The following is a 23124-nucleotide window of genomic DNA, read 5'->3' on the forward strand; positions in this document are numbered from 1 at the left end:
AGAATTTAGCGTATTTAGTGTGTTTCTATTTTTTGGCGTAAATATAGGTAAATCTTCAGCATTCTTGTTGGCTTCACTCTAGAATTGCTAGATTGCAGTTGTAATGAGCTATAACGAAAGGGATCTTACATGTTAAAACGAATTTTTGTGCCACTTTTGGCCGTCTGCGCAATGAGCGCATCTTCTCTTGCATTATCTGCGGGTGAGACTTATATCAAATTAGTCACGTCAGCGGGTGATATCGAATTAGAACTGAATAGCAAAAAAGCCCCTGTTACGACAGAAAACTTCGTTCAGTATGTTAATGAAGGTTATTACAACGGAACCACTTTCCACCGTGTTATTCCTGGATTTATGATCCAAGGCGGTGCGTTTGATAAAGATTTACAACAAAAACAAACCCGTGCACCGATTAAAAACGAAGCGGATAACGGCTTACGTAACTTGCGCGGTACTATCTCAATGGCGCGTACAGCGAATAAAGACAGTGCGACGAGCCAATTTTTCATCAATGTTGCAGATAATGCTTTCTTAGATCACGGCCAACGTGATTTTGGTTACGCTGTATTTGGTAAAGTGGTGAAAGGGATGGATGTTGCAGATAAAATCTCTAAAGTAAAAACGGAAAACGTGGGGCCATATCAGAATGTCCCGGTTGACCCTATTACAATCATTTCTGCTGAAGTGATTAAAAAACCATAGTGATCAAAATGGTAGCGATCAAAAACGGTAGTGATTAAAAACTATCGTGTCGAATACAGTGGGTAGGTTGCTTTAACGTGCCCACTTTTATAAAAAACAACGTTTTCACTCCCCCTTTGAGTTTCCCTTCATTAACAGCCTTAGCTAAAATGTGTCAGCTTCTACTCATTTTTAATAACCTTTTATTTCGTTGTATTTAAAGTAAATCTTAATCAAAATACCGGTTTGTTATAGGGATGTAAATATAATTCCATGATTTTTATATGGAAACTTATCTCCGATAAAAAACAATCATTGACTTAAATAGGCTATTTTCCTGCTTTGGCTGTGCTATGATAGCCGCCCTTATTATTTTTATGGTGTTTTAATCATCGTTCTGATTGCCAACACGATAAAAATATGCATAAGAATTAATACATAATGATAAAAATCAGTCGGATAGGCTAATATGCTTCTACTTATTGATAATTACGATTCATTTACTTACAACTTATACCAATACTTTTGTGAGTTAGGGACTGAAGTTGTTGTAAAACGTAATGATGAAATTACCATCGAAGAAATTGAACAGCTTTCGCCTACACATCTTGTGATTTCACCTGGGCCATGTACACCGGATGAGGCTGGCATCTCCCTTGAGGCGATCAAATACTTTGCAGGTAAACTACCTATTTTAGGCATTTGCTTAGGGCATCAAGCGATTGGGCAAGCTTTTGGTGCATCAGTCGTTAAAGCACGAGAAGTTATGCACGGTAAAACCTCCGCTATCCACCATAACCATCAAGGTGTATTCAAGGGCTTGAACCGCCCCTTGACAGTGACACGCTACCATTCTCTGGTGATTGCGGCAGAGACGCTTCCTGTTTCTTTTGATGTATCAGCGTGGTCACTGAATAATGGTGATGTTGATGAAATCATGGGAATACGGCACAAAACCTTGCCTATAGAGGGCGTTCAGTTCCATCCTGAAAGCATTCTGAGTGAACAAGGTCATGAATTACTCAATAATTTTCTGAAATATTAATTTAGAAATATCGTTCAGAATAAATTAATTATGCATATTATGCCCTTTGCTATTGCTCTTTTTTGATTTTTTATTCATATTTAATGCTTATGTTTTCATTTTCGCATTAAATAAGAGCAGGTGAGGGGTATGTCAGAGCAACCAGTAGTAAATCGGCAGACTTTTGATCAAGTTATGTTGCCTATTTTTTCGCCGGCGGAATTTATTCCAGTTAAAGGCGAAGGGAGCCGCGTTTGGGATCAGCAAGGTAAAGAATATATTGATTTTGCCGGTGGGATCGCTGTTCTTGCTTTGGGGCATTGCCACCCTAGTTTGGTGTCGGCTGTGCGTGAACAAAGCGAAAAGCTATGGCATGTCAGTAATATTTTCACCAACGAGCAGGCGCTGAAGTTAGCACAAAAGCTCACGAATGCGACATTTGCTGACCGTGCATTTTTTGTGAATTCCGGCTCAGAAGCTAACGAAGCCGCGTTTAAATTAGCGCGTCGCTACGCTATCACCAAATATAACCCATATAAAACGAAGATTATTGCTTTTAAACAAGCTTTTCATGGGCGCACATTATTTACCGTTTCGGTTGGTGGGCAAGCGAAATATGCAGATGGCTTTGGGCCAAAACCCGCGGATATTATTCATGTGCCTTTTAATGACCTTGATGCAGTCAAAGCGGTGATTGATGAAAATACCTGTGCAGTGGTGTTAGAGCCCGTACAAGGGGAAGGTGGTGTAACCGCAGCAACATCAGAATTTCTGCAAGGAGTTCGTAAGCTGTGTGACGACAATAACGCACTACTCATTTTTGACGAAGTACAAAGCGGTATGGGGCGTACAGGCAAACTATTTTCTTATATGCATTACAACGTTGTGCCTGATATTTTAACCACGGCAAAAGCATTGGGTGGCGGTTTTCCTATCAGTGCAATGATCACCACTGAAGAAGTGGCAAAAACCATGGAAGTGGGGGCGCACGGTACGACTTATGGTGGCAATCCATTAGCTTGTGCGGTGGGGAATGCGGCATTTGATATTATTAATACTGAAGAAGTGTTAAGTGGTGTCGAAAAGCGTCGTGAATTATTTGTTGCTCATTTAAATAAACTTAACGATAAATACCACATCTTTTCTGAGATCAGAGGAATGGGGTTATTAATCGGCGCGGAGTTAGACGGAAAACTATTAAACCGTTCGAAAGATATTTTGCAAGCCAGTGCTGTAGAAGGTCTGATGATGCTCAATGCTGGCACGAATGTTTTACGTTTTACGCCTTCACTGATTATTTCTGAGGAAGAAATTAATAGTGGGATGGCGAAATTAGAAACGGCTATTGGTAAGTTATTGGGTTAAATTGTAGAGTAAAGTTGCAGAGGCATTTTGCCTCTGCAATAAACATTTTATTGATTAAATTTTTTACTTTTTTACGATACTTTGTTGAGCTTCTAATACTAATTGTTCAATTTTTTTTTCATGTGTTGAAGTCATAACAGCCATTTCTTGGTATTCTCTTTTCAGAGCTTTCAGCCCAGCTATTTGTCTATCAAGATGATTTATTTTTTCAATTTTAATTGAGTTATTTATTTTATTTCGACGAGAAGGATGAATATAGCCTGTTGAACTATTTCCTTTGGCTAATTTGTCCATTTTTTCTGCCTGTGTTTGTTTTAGCTTTCTAGCTATCCTATTTTTTTCTTTTTTAGGTAGTCTGGTTTCGTTCGCTTTATTATCTGTAATTTCATTTTTATTTAGATTACTGAAATTTTCACTTATTAATCTAATGTTTTTATTTTTCTCTTGATGTGGAAAGTCATCTGAAAAGCACACTGAATTACCTAAAGAGGGATTGCTATCTGATTGATAACCAGAGGAATTAGAGTTTAAGCTCTCATTGCTCGAATGAAAGTTAGTAAGATGGAGAATTTTTTTAAAACTATCGTGGCTTAAGCCAAAATTTAAATTTTCATAACTTGGATACGCTGATTCATCTAATGTACCCAAAAAGTAGCTTGGTTCTTCGGTGTAGCTATCCCATTCTAAGTCAATGCACTCTGTTTCTTTATTGTTTTTTTGCATGATGATACTGTTAGCGTCTTTATTATTATAAAATCTAACATGATAGATATCTTCATTTCTTGGTATTGTTTTATTTTTGATAATTAAACTTTGAATTTTGCTAGTAGATTTTATTTTTTCAATAGACTCATGGAAAAAGTGTTTTAACTTATTGATACCGAAATCTTTAACTAAAAAATTTTTTTTGGTAGTATTAATTAACTCTGCATTAGAGTTGCTAGTTTTCATAGGAGTATTTTCCAGTTTAATATTTTTTGTTGAATTATTTTCTGTTGTAATATTATTTTTAAAGACATTTGATGGGGAAACCAAATATTCCTCTTGATAAATATAGGGAATTTTGATTTTTCCAACAGGTTGTGAATAAGGGAGTTGGCTTAGCTCGGGTTGTTCTCTCTTGTAAAACTCACAAGTTTTAATAGCGAGATTTACTTTCTTATAACCTCCTGTATTTAATGGATTAATAATATTTAACCCTTCAATAAATGAAAGGTTTTTGGATGTAATTTTTTTATTATCCATATAATTAGGTGAACTTTTTATATTATTTACTTTAGTATTTAACTCCACGACTAATAATCTCCTAGTAATAGTTTTGTTACCATTATCTTAGTGTGATCATTAGCTAGAAAAATATAAAGAAACGACACTCATTAATGAAAGTATATAAATAGGCTATGGATAAGAAAAAATAACGTTATACCAGAGGTATAACGTTATTTTAAATTGCATGCCTCGCCAAGAGAGCGAGGCTGAAAGGTTAATTAACGAGTGCCGTAAACAACAATGGTTTTACCATGTGCAGAGATCAGGTTTTGGTCTTCTAACATTTTTAAAATACGACCAACTGTTTCACGGGAACAACCTACGATTTGGCCTATTTCCTGACGAGTGATTTTGATTTGCATACCGTCTGGATGTGTCATTGCATCGGGTTGTTTGGCTAAATTTAATAGCGTTTGAGCAATACGGCCAGTAACGTCCAAGAATGCAAGGTTACCGACTTTCTCAGATGTTGTTTGTAGGCGGCTAGCCATTTGCGCAGAAAGGCGCATTAAAATATCAGGGTTTACCTGAATCAATTGACGGAATTTTTTATATGAAATTTCAGCAACTTCGCAGGCGACTTTTGCTCTAACCCACGCAGTGCGTTCTTGCCCTTCTTCAAATAACCCAAGCTCACCAATGAAATCCCCTTGATTCAGGTAAGAGAGGATCATTTCTTTGCCTTCTTCATCTTTAATTAAAACAGCCACCGAACCTTTAACGATATAGTAAAGGGTTTCTGCTTTCTCACCCTGATGGATAAGAGTGCTCTTGGATGGATATTTATGAATATGGCAGTGTGACAAAAACCATTCAAGAGTAGGGTCTGTTTGTGGCTTGCCGAGAACCATTAGCGTTATCCTCTGTATGTTATTGCAGCCATTCGGAAAAACGTCTAGAAAGGCTGGCTTTAAAGTCACTAGCTTAGCATATTAATTTGCCTTATATACCTTTAAATAATCAAGAGGCTGATTACTTCAGCGCTTTTGATTGCTTTTGGTAACGCAAATTGATATCAACACTATAATATGATCAATTAAACCGTTGAGTTTTGATCTTAATCCTATCAACTAAGTATTGTTTGTAGCATATCCAATACAGAAAGTCTTCCCTGTATCGCTTCAGCCAAATAAAGTTGATATAACATTCATTGTATCTATGGAACAATGTAGCCTTTAAATCGATTTCATTTCAAGGGGAAATACAATGGAAGCAAGAGTAAAGTGGGTTGAAGGACTTTCTTTTTTAGGGGAGTCAGCGTCTGGGCACCAAGTGATGATGGATGGCAATGCGGGCGATAAAGCGCCAAGTCCAATGGAAATGGTGCTAATGGCGGCCGGCGGCTGTAGCGCGATTGATGTCGTTTCGATTTTACAAAAGGGCCGTTACGATGTTACTGATTGTGAAGTTAAATTAACCTCACAGCGCCGTGAAGAAGCCCCGCGTTATTTTGTGAAAATCCATTTGCATTTTATTGTAACTGGGAATGAATTAACGGAAAAAGCGGTCGAACGTGCTGTTCAACTTTCTGCTGAAAAATATTGCTCAGTGGCATTGATGTTAGAGAAAACCGTTGAAGTCACACACAGCTTTGAAATAAAAAACTAAAAATAAATTTAATTTTTACTAATATATTTGAATTGAAAGATGCTTATCTTAATTAATGATAAGCATCTTGTTTATTAATCAAAAAATAATTTAATTGTTGTTCTTTTGATTAATTAATTTTTCGACTATTGGTGCCATAATTAATTCCATTGCTAACCCCAATTTCCCTCCTGGAACGACAATTGTATTCATTGCGGAAATAAATGAGCCAGATATCATTGATAGCAAATAGGGGAAATCAATTTGTTCTAGCCCACGAAAACGGATCACAATAAAGCTTTCGTCTTGTGACGGAATCGCTTTTGCTGAGAATGGGTTAGATGTGTCTACCGTTGGAACACGTTGGAAATTGATGTGAGTGCGAGAGAATTGTGGCGTGATGTAATTAATATAGTCCCCCATAGAACGCACAACCGAGTCCATGACTGCTTCGCGAGAGTGCCCTCGCTCTGTGGTATCGCGGATCAATTTTTGGATCCATTCTAAGTTGACAATAGGGACAACACCGACAAGCAAATCAACATGTTGTGCAACATTATGTTCTGGAGTAACAACACCCCCATGCAGCCCCTCATAAAATAAAATATCTGTTTTGTCTGGCAGCGGTTCCCAAGGGGTGAATGTCCCAGGTTGCAAGCCATAAGGTACCGCTTCATCATAAGTATGTAGATATTTACGGGACTGCCCACAGCCGGTTTTTGCGTAGTCGACTAAGGTTTGTTCAAGCAAAGCAAAATCATTCGCTTCGGGGCCAAAATAACTGATGTGCCGCCCTTGTTCTCTGGCTTTACGGATAGCCATATCCATTTCAGGACGTGTATAGCGGTGAAAGCTATCCCCTTCCAGTGTTGCCGGTTGGATATTTAATTGGTGAAAAACTTTACGAAATGCTTGGCTAGTTGAGGTTGTGCCAGCACCGCTTGAACCGGTGATGGCTATGATTGGGTGCTTTTTGGACATCGCAGACTCCCTGTGTTGCGCTAATAAGCACTATTTTAATCAACAGTGCATGAAGCGGATTAACGGGTGTTAGAGTTATGAGCCTTATTTGATAGTTTTACAACATGGTTGCGTTAGAAAACACCCAACTTAATTTATGGTAGATGATGACGTCAAAATGAACCACGGAATAAAAATATCATAAAGAAAAACTTCCCTTAGGCATGAAATTAACCGATTCATGCAATTCAGACCAGACTAGCACAATTTCACCAGAAACTAACTGCCGTTTCACATCGTTAACCTTATCTTGCAAGCTTTTTTCATGGGAGCCATAGTCTGTCCCTTCTCGTAAAACATAGCTTTCAATCAGATTTTCCAATGTTTCAGGGGCAAGTTCTTGCCATGGAACAATCACATTATTTCCTTATTTAAATAAGGCATTAACCATTGGGGAATGCGGGTTTCTAACCACATTTGCGGTTTTCTCAAGGTACCGCTCACAAAGCCTACGTGTCCGCCATGTTCCGTCATTTGGTATTCCACATTGTGGGGTAAAAATGATAAATCAGGCACAACTTCAGGTGCCATAAATGGATCATCTTTGGCGTGAATAATTAACGTTGGTTTAGTGATATAAGCTAATTTGGGCAATGCACTGCATTTTTGATAATAATCGGTAGCATCATCAAACCCATGAATACGCGCAGTAATCACATCATCAAACTCACGGATCCGCTTAAGCTGCTTCAATTGCAGTAGGTTTAAAGGGAGTGATCCCGGGTAGCGCACTAATTTACGCGTTGCATTACGTTTTAAGCCATTTAGTAAATAGCGTTGATAGAATTGAGATATCCCTTTTTCCATTCGCAAAGAACAGGCTTCCAACATCAAAGGGGCAGAAACAACAACACCCGCATCGATATCTGCATTTTGCCCACTTTCAGCGAGATAGCAGGCTAACATATTGCCCCCAAGAGAATAACCAACAGCTGCGGTTGGTGCATCCCCAAAGGTCTTTTTTAGCCAACGGAGGAAATAGCGGGCGTCATTTGTTTCGCCTGAATGGTAAATTCGCTGCTGGCGATTTGGCTCACCGCTACAACCTCTAAAGTGCATCACCACACCCAACCAACCGTTATTTTGGGCAGCTTCTAGCATCCCGTGGGCATAAGGGCTCTTAAAATTCCCTTCTAGGCCATGGAATATCACTAAACGTGGCTTGTGCGCCGCTAGCTCAGGTTTTTCGCTCCAAGCGAGATCGATAAAATCGCCATCTGGCAATTCAAGGCGCTGCCATATCGGTTTGATTTTCGGTGTTCTACGGAAAATCCTTGGCAGTAATGTTTGGAGGTGTGGATTTTTAGCCCAACTTATTGGACGAAAGTTTTCTGACATAGCCTTATTTTTATTTAATGGAGACTCTTGTGAGTCACATAACATACTGTTATTTTTTTGTGATGCAAGTAAACAAATTTGAGTTTGAGGCTAAATTATAAATGACATTGGGGCTGGTTTTTTCTCTTTTTACGTTTTTATTCATTGCTGCAGTCACTCCCGGCCCTAACAATATGTTGCTAACGTCAAGTGCAGCAAACTACGGTTTTCGCCATACGATAACATTATGCTTTGGTATTATGTTAGGCATGCAATCCATACTTTATCTTTCTGCATTCGGTATTGCTGCACTTTTACTGCTTTATCCCGCCATTCATATCGCATTAAAAATTGCTGGGAGCTTGTATTTACTTTGGCTCGCATGGAAAACCGCCACCGCTAATTATGCACCACTTAAGACCAATAGCGAAGTCGCGAAAAGCGTGACTTGGTATCAAGGGGGCTTATTGCAATTTTTAAACCCAAAAGCGTGGATGATGGGTTTAGGTGCTGTAGGGGGATTTAGCCTCCCCGGTGAGTTATTTACTCAATCAATTTTAATAATGAGTGTTGCCTTTGTGATCGTGAATTTGCTGGCTGGCCTGATTTGGATGGGGTTTGGTTCTTTAATTAGCTTATTTTTACGCAGCCGCCGTGCTTGGTTTATTTTTAACTGGGTAATGGGCTTATTAACTGCACTGTGTGTGCCGTTAATTTGGTTGGAATGATCAGCTTTACCAAGAAGCGAGTATAATTGAGCTTCTTGGTGAATCTAGATATGAAAGACTCGGCTATTACCTGTCGGTAATTCAATCGTAAGGCTGAGTTTACCTCCAATTGCTTCAACATAGCGTTTTAATGTTGCCAGTTTAAGATCATTGCCTCGTTGTTCAATTTGAGTAATAGCTGGTTGAGAAATACCAAGGCGGCTGGCTAGCATCTTTTGCGAAATATTAAGTTCCTCTCGCATTAACTGAAGCCCCGTTGCAAGTATCATTTCATCCGCTAACTCGTTAATTCTTGCTTGGCTTTCTGGGCAGCGTTCAGCAATTACATCATGTAGGGTCTTCATTTTTTTTCTCCATCAATTTTAGATATGCAGTAAACTCATCATCCGCGATTCGTACCATAGTTTGATAAAAAAGTTTGTCATTACTTTTATCACCACCACATAAAACAATCGCTTGCCGCTGAATATCAAATACAAAAAATGCGCGGAGGGCTTTGCCTGCATGTTGAACCCTGAGTTCTTTCATGCTGCTGTACTTAGAGCCTTTTATTGTATCGGCATAGGGGCGAGGCAATCTTGGGCCAAAACTTCTAAATTTCTGAGTGCAGCTAAAATTTTTTCTTGAGTGCGCCCATTTTGTTTGTTTAGCCAGGTTTCAAAACGAGGTGTTAATATGACTATCCACACGATGCATCCTTGCATAAGCTATGACGTATACAGAAATTATAAGCTGTGGCTTATGATGTCAAGAACAAAAAAGCAGCCAACTAGCTGCTTTTTTGTTTGATCGAGTTATTAATCTAAATCGACATTTTTTGTCCCAAAGAAGTAAGTAAAAATAAAACCGAATAAGTAGGATGTGAATAACCCGCCTACATAAACTAACATTCCTGGGAACACGCCATCAGCAGAGGTCATCATTGGGATAGCGACTAAGCCGGATGGGCCAAAGACAGTATTTAAACCAACCGGTAACCCCATCCAAGCCACTAATCCAACAAAGAAACCTCCCGCAGCACCACCTAAACATGCTGTGACAAACGGCTTCATCCGCGGAAGAGTGACACCGTAGATCAGCGGCTCACCGACACCTAAGAAACCTGGAATGATGGCCCCACGAATTTGGTTACGTAATATCGAATCTTTCGCGGCTTTAACATACAACGCCATTGCGGCACCAACTTGCCCACCACCTGCCATCGCTAGGATAGGGAAAAGTGAGTTAAAGCCTTGAGTTTCAACCAATGCCATATATACCGGAACAAAACCTTGGTGCACGCCAAACATTACTGCAATCAAGAACAGCCCTGCTAGTATTGCCGTTCCGAATGGGTTGCTGCTTAAATGCACAAAAAGCCATGACATGCCAGAGAATAACCAACTGCCAATTGGCATGATGAAGATAAACACCGCAGCACCAACAATTAACAGGGTAATTGTTGAAGTTAAAATCATATCAAGGTTAGCTGGGATGATTTTACGTACCTGTTTTTCGACCCATGCGCCAAAAATACATGCAATCAAGACCCCAATAATGTTACCTCTTGGGTCGATAGCTAACCCGAAGAAGCTATTCATGTCAGAATAGAACCCTTTGGCTATTTCTGGGTTGTATCCAAGAACAAACAGTGAAGCGATGATGGCGCCATTTACTGCGCTACCGCCAAAGGCTTTTTGAGTGTTATAACCAATAAGAATACTTAGAAAGCTAAACAGCCCTTTGCTAAATACTGACATATATAAAATAGTATGTACGAGTAGGGTTTGCTCTTCAGGCTTTGTCGGGAGACCCGCAGGAAAATAGCTCTGTTTTGCCAGTGTTGCAAAACCTAATAATAAGCCAGCAGCAATAAAACCCGGAATTAATGGTGTAAATATCGTGGCAAATTTTGATAAAAATCGGTGAACGGCACTGGTTTGTTTCTTTTTCAGTTGCTGCTTGTTTGCGGATGCAATATCTTTCAGGTCTTGAGGGGAAGATGGCTCCTGATGGTCGTCATCTTCACTTTCTAGCAATTGATTCATTAAATCCGCAGCAGTTTGTGCTTTGCCGGGGCCCACGATGATTTGCAGTTGTTCATCACTTTCAATAACACCAAGGACTCCTGCGATTTGTTTAAGTGCGGCTTTGTCGACCAACTGATCGTCATTGAGCGTCAAGCGTAGGCGTGTCATACAGTTGCCTGCTAACTTAATGTTGCGACGACCACCAACGTGTTGCAGAACTTGCTGCATCATTTCTATTGTTATTTTAGCCATGCTATTTATCTCATAAAATCCGCAGGTTAGGCGGAGGTAGCGATATTGAGTGCTGTGCGAATAAAGCCATTATTATTAGAGAGTAACTGGCGTGCTTCATCGGCATTCAAGCCAGATAACACCATTAAAATGGCGGTTTTACAGTGCCTATCACATTGTTGAAGCGCAGACTCTGCGGTGTTTCTATCGCATTGTGTCGCTTCCATCACAATTTTTGTTTGTCTTTCAATAAGTTTGGCATTTGTTGCTTCGACATCGACCATTAAATTACCAAACACTTTTCCGATACGGATCATTGCCCCTGTGGTTATCATATTTAGTACCAATTTTTGGGCTGTTCCCGCTTTCATACGGGAAGAACCCGTAACGACCTCTGGGCCAACAACGGGTGTGATGGCGATATCAGCACTATTAGCCACAGGGCTATTAGGGTTACAGCTGATAGCCGCGGTGGTGGCACCAACTTGGCGTGCGTAAGCGAGCGCGCCTAACACATAGGGAGTACGCCCACTGGCCGCGATGCCGACGAGTACATCATTTTTATTGAATTGAATATCTTTGAGGTCTTGTTCACCCAGCTCAGGCTTATCCTCTGCATTTTCTACGGCACGGAAGATAGCTTGGTGACCACCGGCAATTAAACCGACAACTTGTTCATGGGGCGTTCCATAAGTTGGTGGGCACTCACTGGCATCAAGGATCCCTAAACGGCCAGAGGTTCCTGCACCCGAGTAAATCAAACGACCCCCTTTTAAAAAGGCTTCTGCAACTTTATCAACCAGTTGGGCAATTTCAGGGAGCACTTTTTCAACCGCTAACGGAACGAGCTTGTCCTCATCATTAATGACCTTCAGCATTTCAGCCGTTGAGAGTTGGTCAATATTGGTACTGGCCTCATTACGGCTTTCAGTTACCATTTTGCTTAAGTCGATAGTCATAAAAATTGCTCCTAAATCAGTTATTGAACTAATATTAAGGAATTATTTATTCCTTTGGTGTGATTAAAATCACGGTGTTACCTATTCTAATTTGCGAATATAAAAGAATATTTTGTTACTTAGTTTAGATTGAATGTCTATTGTTGATTGAATTTAAACAATTATTTTCAAGTCATCGGTCAAATAAAATAGGAATAATTTATTATTAATTTATTCTGTAAAACGAAAAAAGAACGCTAATCTCGAGAGGGTGTCATGACACTATTAGATATCATTACTTGCTCATTACCGCGATTAGCGGAAAACCAACGCAAAATTGCACAATTTATCCTTGAAAATCCCGAAAATGTACTGAATCTGTCATCTCAGCAATTAGCGGAAATTTTAGATGTCAGCCAGTCTGCTATCGTTAAGTTTAGTCAGAAAGTTGGGGTAAAGGGGTATCCCGCTTTGAAACTCGCACTTAGTGAGATTATTGGGCGCCAGCAACTTAAGGAAGGAGCGCCTCATTCTGCTCTACATAATCGTATTGCGCCTGATGACAACTTGATGGTTGTTGCCCAGAAACTGGCAATGGAAAAAAATCATTCAATCACAGAAACAACAAAACTAATTGATTTCAAGCAATTTGAAAGAATTGTTGAACGAATAGACCAATCACAGAGAGTTCAAATTGTCGGTATTGGTGGGTCAGGATTAACAGCGAAAGATTTAAGTTACAAATTACAAAAAATTGGTATTACAACACTCGTGGAGTCAGACCATCATGTGCAAATAGCGGCTGCGCTCACGCTTAATACCCATGACGTACAAATCGTCATTTCTTTTACAGGAAGGCGTAAAGACATGCTAACAGCAGCGAATATTGCACGTAAGCAAGGGGCATGCGTTATCGCGATTACTCGTGATGGTGATTCACCATTAGGGCAAATTGCTGATTATGTTCTTGAAAGTATCGCAGAGGAGGATGAATGGCGTAGTTCGTCAATTTCATCAAGAACTGCACAAAACACACTGACTGATTTGATCTTCATGGCGTTGTTGCAACGAAGGGAAGCGAAAGCGAAGTCATTGGTTATGAATGCAAGAGTAGTGATTAATAAATTAGATGAATGATTGATGACTTAGATCCTCATCGATAACTTTGCAATCAAGCTTTATTTGCGTTAAGACTAATATCATAAGTATTTTGATTTTAAAACGTTAAAAGGGAGTTATTGATGAGAGCACTCATAGTTTATACGGAATTAACCGATGACGACTCCGTTATTAGCCATGCCGTAGCAAGACTCGCCAGTGAACTTAAAGATGAGCACGTAGAAACCGTGATCATTCGTAATTTTGAAGATGGGATGGCATACATTCGGTCAAATACTAGTATTGACTGTTTGTTATATGGTCGTGATATGTCAGACACGCAGGAACAAACGCAAGCACATCAGTTAATTACCCAACTTCACCGCAGGCAAGAAGATGTCCCTGTCTTTTTATTAAGTGATCGTGAAGAAGCCTTGACAGCATTTGACCGTAAGATGATGGAACAAGTCGATGAATTTGCGTGGATTTTAGAAGATTCCGCAGATTTTATTGCAGGCCGTGTCCTTGCCGCGATTATCCGTTACCGTGCTAATTTATTACCCCCGTTGATGAAAAGCTTGATTAAATACAGTGATGTACATGAATATTCATGGGCAGCACCGGGGCATCAAGGTGGTGTTGGGTTCACCAAAACCCCCGCAGGTCGCATCTATCATGATTTCTTTGGGGAGAACTTATTTCGTACGGATATTGGTATAGAGCGGGTTGCTGTGGGTTCACTGTTAGACCACACTGGCGCATTTGGTGAATGTGAAAGGAATGCCGCACGCATTTTTGGGGCTGACCAATCTTATTCCGTGGTCGTGGGAACATCAGGTTCGAACCGAACGATCATGCAAGCTTGCATGACGGATGACGATGTTGTTGTGATTGACCGCAACTGCCACAAATCTATTGAACAAGGTTTGATTTTAACTGGAGCAAAACCGGTTTATATGACACCAAGCCGCAATCGTTATGGCATCATTGGCCCGATTTACCCTCAAGAAATGACACCGGAAGCGATTGCTGAGAAAATCGCTGAAAATCCATTAACTTCGGATAAAATAGGCAAACGGCCTGCATATAGCGTCGTAACCAACTGTACTTACGATGGCGTATGTTATCACGCACGTAAAGTACAGGATTTGCTGGATAAATCATTAGATAGAATCCATTTCGACGAGGCATGGTACGGCTACGCACGTTTTAACCCTATCTACCATGACCACTTTGCGATGCGTGATGATCCTAGAAAAGACGATGAACCCACTGTTTTTGCGACTCACTCTACGCACAAATTATTGAATGCGCTTTCGCAAGCTTCATTTATCCACGTTCGAAATGGCCGTAATTCGATTGATTTCAATCGTTTTAACCAAGCCTATCATATGCATGCGACCACTTCGCCGCTATATGCAATTTGTGCCTCAAATGATATTGCCGCAGACATGATGGACGGTAACAGTGGGCGCTCACTTACTGATGAAGTGATCCGTGAAGCCATAGACTTCCGTCAATCACTGGGCTATCTATACAAAGAATTTATCAATGACGATGAGTGGTTCTTCAAACCATGGAATCAAGAAATGGTAAAAGACCCAGCAACAGGTAAACGCTATGCTTTTGAAGACGCCCCTGTTGAGCTGTTGATGAAAGAACAAAGCTGTTGGGTGATGAACCCCGAAGATAAATGGCATGGTTTTAAAGATATCCCTGAAAATTGGGCAATGCTGGACCCGATTAAAGTGAGTATCTTGTCACCGGGAATGGGAGATGACGGTAAATTACTGGGTAGCGGCGTCCCAGCTGCGTTAGTCACGGCATGGTTAAATCACTATGGTATTGTGCCGACCCGTACGACTGATTTCCAAATTATGTTCTTGTTTTCGATGGGAATTACAAAAGGGAAATGGGGAACGCTGGTCAATGCGCTGCTGTCGTTTAAGCGCCATTATGACAACAATACGGCACTGAAAAAGGTATTACCTGAAGTCGTTGAAGCGGCTCCTGAGATCTATAGTGAGATGGGGCTCCGTGATCTAGGCAATAAAATGTTTGTGTATCTGCAAAAAAATAACCCTGGAGGGCAGTTAAATCAGGCTTATGAGCAACTTCCTGCCGTGATGATGAGCCCACGCGATGCTTATCAAGAAATTGTCGCTAACCGCGTTGAGGCGGTTCCTTTAGATAAACTTGCCGGACGTATTGCGGCTAACTCGATTATTCCTTATCCACCGGGTATCCCTATGTTGTTATCGGGTGAAAGCTTTGGCGATAAAAACAGCCCGCATATCGGCTACTTGCATAGTCTTCAAGCGTGGGACAGCGAGTTTCCGGGTTTTGAGCATGAAACCGAAGGCACTGAAATTATTGATGGCCAGTATTATGTGATGTGTGTGAACTAAAAAGAAATGGAATTCTGTAGCCCTGTAGAATCAGTATGCTACAGTAATTCTGTTTTAGGTATGCTATTTTATGCATATCTGAAGTAGAAGTTGTTATCGGTTGTATGCTGAACTCTATAAGGTAAGTTACTTGAGGATAATCAAACAATTATCAAATTTTCGTAGGGATTTCAAAGTTGCCTGTGATTATATTACGAACAATAGATTTTATATAAAAAATAATGAATTAATAATTAGTATATTACTTATTGAAGATAGGAAGTTTTTTATACATCATGGGGTTAGTTTTAAGTCCCTATTAAGAGCTTTTGTTAAATCATATGGAGGAGGTAGTACAATTAATATGCAGTTAGTTAGGACATTAACAGGGCGAAGAGAATTAACGATAAGAAGAAAAATTAGAGAGTGTTTCCTATCTATAGCTATAGATTTTAAATATAGTAAAAAAGATATTATAAACTCATATATATCTTGTGCTTATTTTGGTGTCGGAATTAATGGGTTTAATGAAATGACAAATTCCTTTTTTGATGGGAAGTCATCAAGTGAGTTGTCACTAAATGATTGTTTTTTCATCGCATCTCTTTTAAAAAGACCTTATCCAGGAAGGCTGTATTATAGTTGGATAAAAAATATTTATATCCGTATGGAATATATTCGTCACTTGTATTGCACTAACGAACAAAAAATTCGTAAAGAAATAAAGTAATTGAAAGAAGTATGTAAATTACTAGTGTTTTAAAAGTATAATCAAAACATAAATAGAAAAAATATTTAATTTTACTACGACTTAAAAATATAGTGTTCCAGTTTTCATCTGCTTTGTGATGTAATTTGGATACAAATGCATAGGTTTCTTGCTGAAATTTTTTTAATAACTCAATTTGCTTTTGGATTTCGACCTCATCGAGGTTTTCTTTATTCTTCATGTTATTATTTATAAAATCATGAAATTCCTTAAGGTTTTTTTGTATTTTTTGTAGCCCAACAGTTTCACCTAACATTCCAGATCTATAAATGACATTATACTTATAGTCTAAACTTAAATTCCATTCACTAATAGTTTTCTTATAGAGCTCTCTAAATGAGCTATCGATCTCCTTATTTTTAATCTTTAAATCAATAAGGTCATAAAGATAAGCTCTTGTTAAATAGATTCTTTTAACTAGCTCTTTTTCATATTGGCTAATCATGTCTTTAGCATCATTAATGTTTTTTTCTTTCTTCTTTATTGTTAATTCATTTTTAAAACGAAAAGAACTAAATAAATGTGTCATTATTGATGCAATAGCGGCTATTATTAATGCATATATGGGAGACATACTCATTTGGTATCCTTTAATATTTATTTATATTCTGTTTACTAAAAATGAATTATTATTCAGCTATATATTATCATTAGCTACATAACAAAGACTACAACTACCAGCATAAACTTAGTACTCTATAGTCTTTGTGAATAATTAATTTTTACAAATTTGAGCTTATTTTTAAGCTTCAAACTCACTGGTCATGGTTTCTAACTGTTCCTGCAAATCCATCCACTCCATTTCGACATCTTCAAGCGCGGCTTTATGTTCAGTTTGTTTTTTCAAACATTCCGTCAATTCAGCTTTTTTATCTTGTTCATAAATGGAAGCATCAGAAAGTTTTGCTTCTAGCTCACTCAGCGCGTTGGAGTGTTTATCCATCTGCTTTTCCAATTCCGTAATTTTTTTACGGATAGGCTGAGTTAACTGACGAAATTCAGCTTCACGACGTTTTTGATCTTTTCTATCTTGTGCTGTAACCGTTGCCGCGGCTGCTGGTTTGTCTTTCTCTTGTTGATCACGAACTTGCTGTAATTCGAGCTTATTTTGCTCAGCTAGCCATTGTTGGTAATCTTCTAAATCACCGTCAAATTGCTCGACAGAACCGCCATGGACTAAATACAGTTCATCGGTGGTGGTGCGCAGTAAATGCCTATCATGGGAAACGACAACTAAAGCCCCTTCGAAGGCCATTAAGGCTTCGGTAAGTGCTTGGCGCATATCTAAGTCCAAGTGGTTAGTTGGCTCATCGAGTAGCAGTAAATTTGGGCGTTGCCAGACGATTAAAGCGAGTACTAAGCGGGCCTTTTCACCGCCAGAGAAACGGCCGCTTGGGTCAGTCACTTGGTCGCCTTTGAAGCCAAAACCACCTAAATAGTCACGTAACTGCTGCTCAGTTTGCTCTGGTGCAAGGCGGGCAAGATGCTGCAAAGGTGACTCTTCAGGGTGTAAATACTCTAATTGGTGCTGGGCGAAATAACCGAGTTTAATCCCTTTTGCGAGGGCTATTTCTCCCTGCAATGGTGGTAAATCACCTGCTAACATTTTGATTAAAGTTGATTTACCCGCGCCATTGCGCCCCAATAGGCCAATGCGTGAACCCGGTACTAAGTTCAGTTTGATGGATTGCAAAATGACTTTTTCACCATAGCCAGCGCTGACTTTTTCCATTTTTAATAATGGATTCGGTAAGCTTTCTGGTTTACGGAATGAAAAATGGAATGGGTTATCCACATGAGCCGGAGCGACCATTTCCATTCTTTCAAGCATCTTAATACGGCTTTGTGCTTGTTTGGCTTTGGTGGCTTGCACTCTAAAGCGGTCAATATAACTTTGTAAATGCGCCGCTTTGGCTTGTTGGCTTTCATATAACGCTTGCTGTTGAGCGAGCTTTGTTGCGCGTTGGCGTTCAAATGACGAGTAGTTACCCGTGTATTCAAACATCGTTTCTTGTTCGATATGCAGGACTTTATCAATAATCGGGTCGAGGAAATCCCTATCATGGGAAATCAAAATCAGGGTGCCTTGGTAGCTTTTCAACCATTTTTCTAACCAAATTACTGCATCTAAATCAAGGTGGTTGGTCGGCTCATCGAGCAGCAACAAATCTGAGCGGCATAACAAAGCCTGCGCCAAGTTCAAACGCATTCGCCATCCACCTGAAAATGATTTTACTGGGGAATCTAGCTGTGCTTGGCTGAAGCCTAAACCATGTAGCAAACTGGATGCGCGAGAACGGATAGTCCATGCATCAATGGCATCAAGTTGCCCATGTACGACAGCAATGGCATGGCCATCATTTTTTTCATTGGCTTGCTGAAGTTTTTGTTCTAGAGCGCGGAACTCGCGGTCTCCATCAATCACATACTCAAGCGCTGGCACATCGAGAGCTGGCGTTTCTTGGTTAACCCATGCCATAGACCAATTGCTTGGAAAGGTTGCAGAACCTGCTTCAGCTTGTAATTCGCCTTTTAATAACGCAAGAAGCGTCGATTTACCGCAGCCGTTTTTACCCACTAAACCAACTTTTTGGCCGGGGTTAATAGTCGCAGTGGCATTGTCCAGCAGGACACGAACACCTCGGCGAATTTGGAGTGAAGAGAAAACAATCATAGCAACCGTCTATTAAAAATATGTTAAATTATCAACGTATATACTCTAAATAATTCACGGTACTGTTAGGCGACAAGCAAATGAGTCGCTAGGAGCCTACTTAAGCAGGTGACTAGTGCGAATGCGCGTAGTCAACAACACAGCAACGTGAAGTATGACGAGTATAGCAGGCTGCATGGTAACGGAAAATGTTCCGTCTGACACGCCTTTGAGGAGGGAAAGATGTCAAATACACCGAAAGTGCTAGTGGTCTATGCTCACCCGGACCCCGACGAATCTATGGCTAATAAGGCGTTACTGGGTGCTATACATGATTTTGACCATGTAACTGTGCACGATTTATACGCAATTTATCCAGATTATTTTATTGATGTTACCGCGGAACAAAAATTATTGTGCCAGCACGATATCATTGTTTTTCAGCATCCCCTTTATACTTATAGTTGCCCTGCATTGTTGAAAGAGTGGTTTGACCGCGTGTTAACTCGCCGTTTTGCTACCGACGTGGGGTATCAAAAATTAAAAGGCAAATACTGGCGCTCGGTGATCACCACCGGAGAGCCCATTCACGCTTACCAACATGATGGGTATAACCATTACCCACTCACGGAAATACTTCGCCCATTTGAATTGACCGCATTAATGTGTGATATGCAGTGGCTGGAACCAACCATTATTTATGCAGCACGTCGGCAGCCGAAAGAACGCTTTGAACAGCTTATTGATGACTACCGCCAATGGATGCAACAACCACTAGGCGCGGGAGGGTTATCCTAATGTCAGAACTGGGGCTATTTGAGTCCGTTATTATTTTCCTCTGTGCAGGGGTAATAATGGTGCCTATCGCACAGAAAATCCGCTTAGGTGCTGTGCTTGGGTATTTGCTTGCAGGGATCATGATTGGACCATTTGTTTTCGGCTTTATTCGTAATGTTGATGATATTTTACACTTCTCCGAAATGGGGGTGGTGTTCCTGATGTTTCTCATTGGTTTAGAGCTCAAACCTTCTAAATTATGGGAACTTAGGCGCTCGATTTTTGGTGTTGGTACGCTTCAAGTGGTTGTGACCGCTGCTATCATGGCGTCATTGTTATTTTTAGCCAAATTCTCTTGGCAAGCCGCCATTGTCGGTGGATTAGGAATGGCGATGTCTTCAACTGCAATGGCACTTCAGTTGATGAACGAAAAAGGGATGTCCAATAAAGAAAGCGGGCAACTTGGTTTCTCTGTTTTGTTATTTCAAGATATGGCCGTTATTCCTATTATGGCGCTGATCCCATTGTTAGCCGGGGACTCCGCAACCAGTGATTGGCAAAAAATTGGCTTGAAAATAGTAGCATTCGCAGGCTTATGGGTAGTTGGCCGCTATTTATTACGACCGATGTTCAGGCTTGCCGCTAAATCTGGCGTCCATGAAATTTTTACGGCTGCAGCATTACTGGTGGTATTAGGCTCCGCACTTATTATGGAAAGCCTTGGGTTTTCTATGGCACTGGGCACCTTTATGGCAGGGGTCATGTTAGCGGAAACAGAGTTTCGCCATGAACTGGAAATTAATATCGAGCCATTTAAAGGGTTATTACTGGGGCTATTTTTTATTTCAGTAGGTATGTCATTAAATTTAGATGTGCTATGGGCCTATTTACCACAAGTATTGATTGCCGTTGCAGTATTAGTCGGAGTCAAAGCGTTGGTACTTTACGGCCTGAGTTTAGCGGCTAGGCTTCGAAATGGTGCAAGAGCGCAATTTTCCGGGGTACTTAGCCAAGGTGGTGAATTTGCTTTTGTGATCTATGGAACTGCCTTTGGGGCAAGTGTGATTAATGAATGGCAAATGGACTTACTGCTGGTGGTTGTCACACTTTCCATGATGACTACGCCACTTGTGATGCAGCTGATAGATGCCTATTTGAACTACCGTTATAATCAACAACCAGCCTCGAGTGAAAAACCGTTTGTGGAAGACAATGACCCGCATGTTATTTTGGTCGGTTTTGGCCGCATGGGGCAGGTGGTTGGCCGCTTATTGATGGCTAACAAGGTTAAAATCACCGTGCTAGAACAAGATGTTACAGCAATTGGTACCATGCGCCGCTACGGCTATACCGTATATTATGGTGATGCGCGTGAACTGCAGTTATTGCGTTCCGCAGGAGCAGATAAAGCGAAGTCAATTGTGATCACCAGTGATGTACCAGAAGAAGTGATGGAAATTGTGCAAATTTGCCAAGAAAATTTCCCTAACTTGCATATTATTGCACGCGCTAAAGGTCGTCTTGAGGCACATGAGCTATTAAAATGTGGGGTCACTGATTTCAGCCGTGAAACATTCTCAAGTGCGCTTGAATTAGGTAGTAAAGCTCTTGTTAGCACAGGAATGCATCCTCATAAAGCCTATCGTGCCAAACAGCATTTCCGCCGTTTAGACATGAAAATGCTCAGGGATATCTACCCTGAAAATGAAAATAGTGATAGCGGGCAAATTTCACGTATTAAAGAGGCGCGCCGTGAACTTAATGAGCTCTTTGAAAAAGAAATGCAACGAGAGCATCGCCAGCCTCATAGCTGGAATAATGAACAATAAGGGTTAGAAATGTCTTCAACACGTAAACGCTTTATTGCAGGGGCGACTTGCCCTAAATGCAAGTCACAAGACACTTTAATGATGTGGCGTGAAGATAAAATTGATGTTGTGGAGTGTGTCAATTGCGGTGACCAACAGCGCCAAGCGGGGGATGAAGCAACGGGGCATGTTAGACAAAAAGAGCAGGTTATTGGAATTTTTACACCTGAATAATAGAAATTTGTCAATTCTCAATACATCATCATAGTTTTTCGGTACAATTGGCAAAAATTTTTCCCTTACGGGTAGTAGGAGATGTCATGAAAGTAGCAAAAGACTTGGTGGTCAGCTTGGCTTATCAAGTAAGAACAGAAGACGGTGTTTTAGTTGATGAATCACCAGCAAGCGCACCAATGGACTATTTGCATGGTCGTGGGTCTTTAATTTCAGGTTTAGAAAAAGCATTAGAAGGCCGTTCTGTAGGCGAAAACTTCGATGTTGAAGTAGCTTCAGATGACGCATATGGTCAATACGATGACAACTTAGTTCAACGTGTTCCTAAAGATGTATTTATGGGCGTTGATGAGCTAGAAGTGGGCATGCGTTTCTTAGCTGACACTGACATGGGCCCTGTTCCTGTTGAAATCACCGGTATCGAAGGTGATGAAGTTATCGTTGACGGTAACCACATGTTAGCAGGCCAAAACCTGAAATTTAATGTTGAAATCATGGCTATCCGTGAAGCAACAGAAGAAGAAATTGCACATGGCCACGTCCATGGTGCAGGCGGTCACGACCATGACCACGACCACGAAGGTGGTTGCTGTGGTGGTGGTCATAGCCACGGTTCAGAAGGCGGCTGCTGCGGTGGCGGTGAAGGCCACGGACATGGTCACAAACAAGGCGGTTGCGGCTGCCACTAATACGCGGTATTAGTGTTTGTAAAAAAAGGAAGCGAAAGCTTCCTTTTTTGCATTTAAAATCAATGGTTTTGCATTCTAAATTAATAATGCGGTGGCGGCGTTTCTTCTTCAGGTCTTGCTAAGTGAGAATCTTGGGATGATTTCAGTCTTTCAGCCACAATGCGCAAGTGTTCTTGAAGGCGGCTCATTTGCATTTGCTGGTCAGTAATAACCTGATTAAGTTGCTCAATAGCCAGTTCTTGAAAGGTAACTTTACTTTCTAAAAGTTCCAAACGTTGTTCAAATGTATCAGATGAGTCCATATTCGACTCTCCTTAAGCGTTTATATCGTAATTAAACCATCATAATAACCGAACATTACAAATCAACAGATAAGTTTTAGTTAAAGATATAGGCGATGAAACGACTTTTTGTTAATGTGGTCTCAGTAGTTCTTATATTTTTTAATACTCAATGGGATAACGGGTCTAAACTTAAAGAGCCCTATCCACAAAACGAATAGTTCGCTATTCGAATATAATCGAATAAAAGTTATCGGAG

At 40.4% G+C, this 23124-nt stretch carries 23 protein-coding genes and 1 pseudogene; 12 read left to right on the forward strand and 12 right to left on the reverse strand.

Annotated elements, in window-relative coordinates; genetic code table 11:
• Window positions 1–129 precede the first annotated feature (129 nt).
• From ppiA to CYG50_RS21060, 3 genes are all read left to right on the forward strand, one after another.
• Window positions 130–702 carry a peptidylprolyl isomerase A gene (ppiA, locus tag CYG50_RS21050; protein ID WP_102138888.1) on the forward strand — a complete coding sequence of 191 codons (573 nt, stop codon included), beginning with the start codon at window positions 130–132 and terminating at the stop codon, window positions 700–702.
• Window positions 703–1150: 448 nt separating this feature from the next.
• Window positions 1151–1726, forward strand: a complete 576-nt coding sequence (locus tag CYG50_RS21055; RefSeq protein ID WP_102138889.1) for an aminodeoxychorismate synthase component II — start codon at window positions 1151–1153, stop codon at window positions 1724–1726.
• A 129-nt stretch (window positions 1727–1855) separates the two neighbouring features.
• Window positions 1856–3070 (forward strand): aspartate aminotransferase family protein, encoded by a 1215-nt coding sequence (locus CYG50_RS21060; RefSeq protein WP_102138890.1) that lies wholly within the window; start codon window positions 1856–1858, stop codon window positions 3068–3070.
• Between the two features lie 63 nt (window positions 3071–3133).
• Here the strand turns inward: CYG50_RS21060 and CYG50_RS21065 are convergent, their stop codons facing one another.
• Complete coding sequence (locus CYG50_RS21065) at window positions 3134–4363, reverse strand: hypothetical protein (RefSeq protein ID WP_102138891.1); 1230 nt, start codon at window positions 4361–4363, stop codon at window positions 3134–3136.
• Between the two features lie 194 nt (window positions 4364–4557).
• Window positions 4558–5190: a cAMP-activated global transcriptional regulator CRP gene (crp, locus tag CYG50_RS21070; RefSeq protein ID WP_006813718.1), complete on the reverse strand. Its 633-nt coding sequence runs from the start codon at window positions 5188–5190 to the stop codon at window positions 4558–4560.
• A 355-nt stretch (window positions 5191–5545) separates the two neighbouring features.
• Here crp and CYG50_RS21075 point away from each other — a divergent pair, with 355 nt between their 5' ends.
• Entirely contained in the window at window positions 5546–5947 is a 402-nt protein-coding gene (locus CYG50_RS21075; RefSeq protein ID WP_102138892.1) for an OsmC family protein, read from the forward strand.
• Window positions 5948–6037: 90 nt separating this feature from the next.
• Here the strand turns inward: CYG50_RS21075 and CYG50_RS21080 are convergent, their stop codons facing one another.
• From CYG50_RS21080 to CYG50_RS21090, 3 genes are all read right to left on the reverse strand, one after another.
• Window positions 6038–6907, reverse strand: coding sequence for a phosphoribulokinase (locus CYG50_RS21080; protein WP_004265947.1), 870 nt, complete (start codon window positions 6905–6907; stop codon window positions 6038–6040).
• A gap of 178 nt (window positions 6908–7085) precedes the next feature.
• Window positions 7086–7304, reverse strand: coding sequence for a YheU family protein (locus CYG50_RS21085; RefSeq protein WP_102138893.1), 219 nt, complete (start codon window positions 7302–7304; stop codon window positions 7086–7088).
• Window positions 7301–8284 carry a hydrolase gene (locus tag CYG50_RS21090; RefSeq protein WP_102138894.1) on the reverse strand — a complete coding sequence of 328 codons (984 nt, stop codon included), beginning with the start codon at window positions 8282–8284 and terminating at the stop codon, window positions 7301–7303. The genes CYG50_RS21085 and CYG50_RS21090 overlap by 4 nt, the downstream gene beginning before the upstream one ends.
• A 101-nt stretch (window positions 8285–8385) precedes the next feature.
• Here CYG50_RS21090 and CYG50_RS21095 point away from each other — a divergent pair, with 101 nt between their 5' ends.
• Window positions 8386–8991, forward strand: coding sequence for a LysE family translocator (locus tag CYG50_RS21095; protein ID WP_102138895.1), 606 nt, complete (start codon window positions 8386–8388; stop codon window positions 8989–8991).
• A gap of 44 nt (window positions 8992–9035) precedes the next feature.
• Here CYG50_RS21095 and CYG50_RS21100 read toward each other — a convergent pair whose 3' ends face one another.
• From CYG50_RS21100 to murQ, 4 genes and pseudogenes are all read right to left on the reverse strand, one after another.
• Window positions 9036–9335, reverse strand: coding sequence for a helix-turn-helix domain-containing protein (locus tag CYG50_RS21100; protein WP_102138896.1), 300 nt, complete (start codon window positions 9333–9335; stop codon window positions 9036–9038).
• Window positions 9319–9680: pseudogene (locus CYG50_RS21105) on the reverse strand (type II toxin-antitoxin system RelE/ParE family toxin). Before CYG50_RS21105 ends, CYG50_RS21100 begins: the two are co-directional and overlap by 17 nt.
• Window positions 9681–9788: 108 nt before the next feature.
• The gene (gene murP, locus CYG50_RS21110; RefSeq protein ID WP_102138897.1) at window positions 9789–11252 is read right to left on the reverse strand and encodes a PTS N-acetylmuramic acid transporter subunit IIBC; all 1464 of its coding nucleotides are present in this window, start codon (window positions 11250–11252) and stop codon (window positions 9789–9791) included.
• A gap of 26 nt (window positions 11253–11278) precedes the next feature.
• On the reverse strand, window positions 11279–12190 hold the full coding sequence (gene murQ / locus CYG50_RS21115) for an N-acetylmuramic acid 6-phosphate etherase (protein WP_102138898.1): 912 nt from the start codon (window positions 12188–12190) through the stop codon (window positions 11279–11281).
• Window positions 12191–12445: 255 nt separating this feature from the next.
• On the opposite strand from murQ, the gene CYG50_RS21120 reads away from it, so the two are divergent.
• The 3 genes from CYG50_RS21120 (at window position 12446) to CYG50_RS23660 (ending at window position 16384) form a co-directional block, all read left to right on the forward strand.
• Window positions 12446–13306, forward strand: a complete 861-nt coding sequence (locus tag CYG50_RS21120) for a MurR/RpiR family transcriptional regulator (RefSeq protein WP_102138899.1) — start codon at window positions 12446–12448, stop codon at window positions 13304–13306.
• Between the two features lie 104 nt (window positions 13307–13410).
• Window positions 13411–15675 carry an arginine decarboxylase gene (gene adiA, locus CYG50_RS21125; RefSeq protein ID WP_102138900.1) on the forward strand — a complete coding sequence of 755 codons (2265 nt, stop codon included), beginning with the start codon at window positions 13411–13413 and terminating at the stop codon, window positions 15673–15675.
• Between the two features lie 130 nt (window positions 15676–15805).
• Window positions 15806–16384: a biosynthetic peptidoglycan transglycosylase gene (locus CYG50_RS23660; RefSeq protein WP_168222874.1), complete on the forward strand. Its 579-nt coding sequence runs from the start codon at window positions 15806–15808 to the stop codon at window positions 16382–16384.
• Here CYG50_RS23660 and CYG50_RS21135 read toward each other — a convergent pair.
• The gene (locus tag CYG50_RS21135; protein ID WP_102138902.1) at window positions 16350–17003 is read right to left on the reverse strand and encodes a hypothetical protein; all 654 of its coding nucleotides are present in this window, start codon (window positions 17001–17003) and stop codon (window positions 16350–16352) included. The genes CYG50_RS23660 and CYG50_RS21135 overlap by 35 nt on opposite strands.
• A 162-nt stretch (window positions 17004–17165) precedes the next feature.
• Window positions 17166–19097 (reverse strand): ABC transporter ATP-binding protein, encoded by a 1932-nt coding sequence (locus CYG50_RS21140; RefSeq protein ID WP_102138903.1) that lies wholly within the window; start codon window positions 19095–19097, stop codon window positions 17166–17168.
• A gap of 222 nt (window positions 19098–19319) precedes the next feature.
• On the opposite strand from CYG50_RS21140, the gene kefG reads away from it, so the two are divergent.
• The 4 genes from kefG to slyD all read left to right on the forward strand — a co-directional run bounded on the left by kefG (window position 19320) and on the right by slyD (window position 22584).
• The gene (gene kefG, locus CYG50_RS21145) at window positions 19320–19874 is read left to right on the forward strand and encodes a glutathione-regulated potassium-efflux system ancillary protein KefG (protein ID WP_102138904.1); all 555 of its coding nucleotides are present in this window, start codon (window positions 19320–19322) and stop codon (window positions 19872–19874) included.
• The gene (gene kefB, locus CYG50_RS21150) at window positions 19874–21682 is read left to right on the forward strand and encodes a glutathione-regulated potassium-efflux system protein KefB (RefSeq protein WP_102138905.1); all 1809 of its coding nucleotides are present in this window, start codon (window positions 19874–19876) and stop codon (window positions 21680–21682) included. Before kefG ends, kefB begins: the two co-directional genes overlap by 1 nt.
• A 9-nt stretch (window positions 21683–21691) precedes the next feature.
• A complete protein-coding gene (locus CYG50_RS21155; protein WP_102138906.1) occupies window positions 21692–21895 on the forward strand; it encodes a YheV family putative zinc ribbon protein in 204 nt (67 codons plus the stop codon).
• A gap of 86 nt (window positions 21896–21981) precedes the next feature.
• Window positions 21982–22584 (forward strand): peptidylprolyl isomerase, encoded by a 603-nt coding sequence (gene slyD / locus CYG50_RS21160; protein WP_102138907.1) that lies wholly within the window; start codon window positions 21982–21984, stop codon window positions 22582–22584.
• Window positions 22585–22664: 80 nt separating this feature from the next.
• On the opposite strand, the gene CYG50_RS21165 is transcribed toward slyD, so the two are convergent.
• Entirely contained in the window at window positions 22665–22886 is a 222-nt protein-coding gene (locus CYG50_RS21165) for a SlyX family protein (RefSeq protein ID WP_102138908.1), read from the reverse strand.
• Between the last annotated feature and the right edge of the window lie 238 nt (window positions 22887–23124).

Source organism: Providencia huaxiensis (genome assembly GCF_002843235.3).
GTDB lineage: Bacteria > Pseudomonadota > Gammaproteobacteria > Enterobacterales > Enterobacteriaceae > Providencia > Providencia huaxiensis.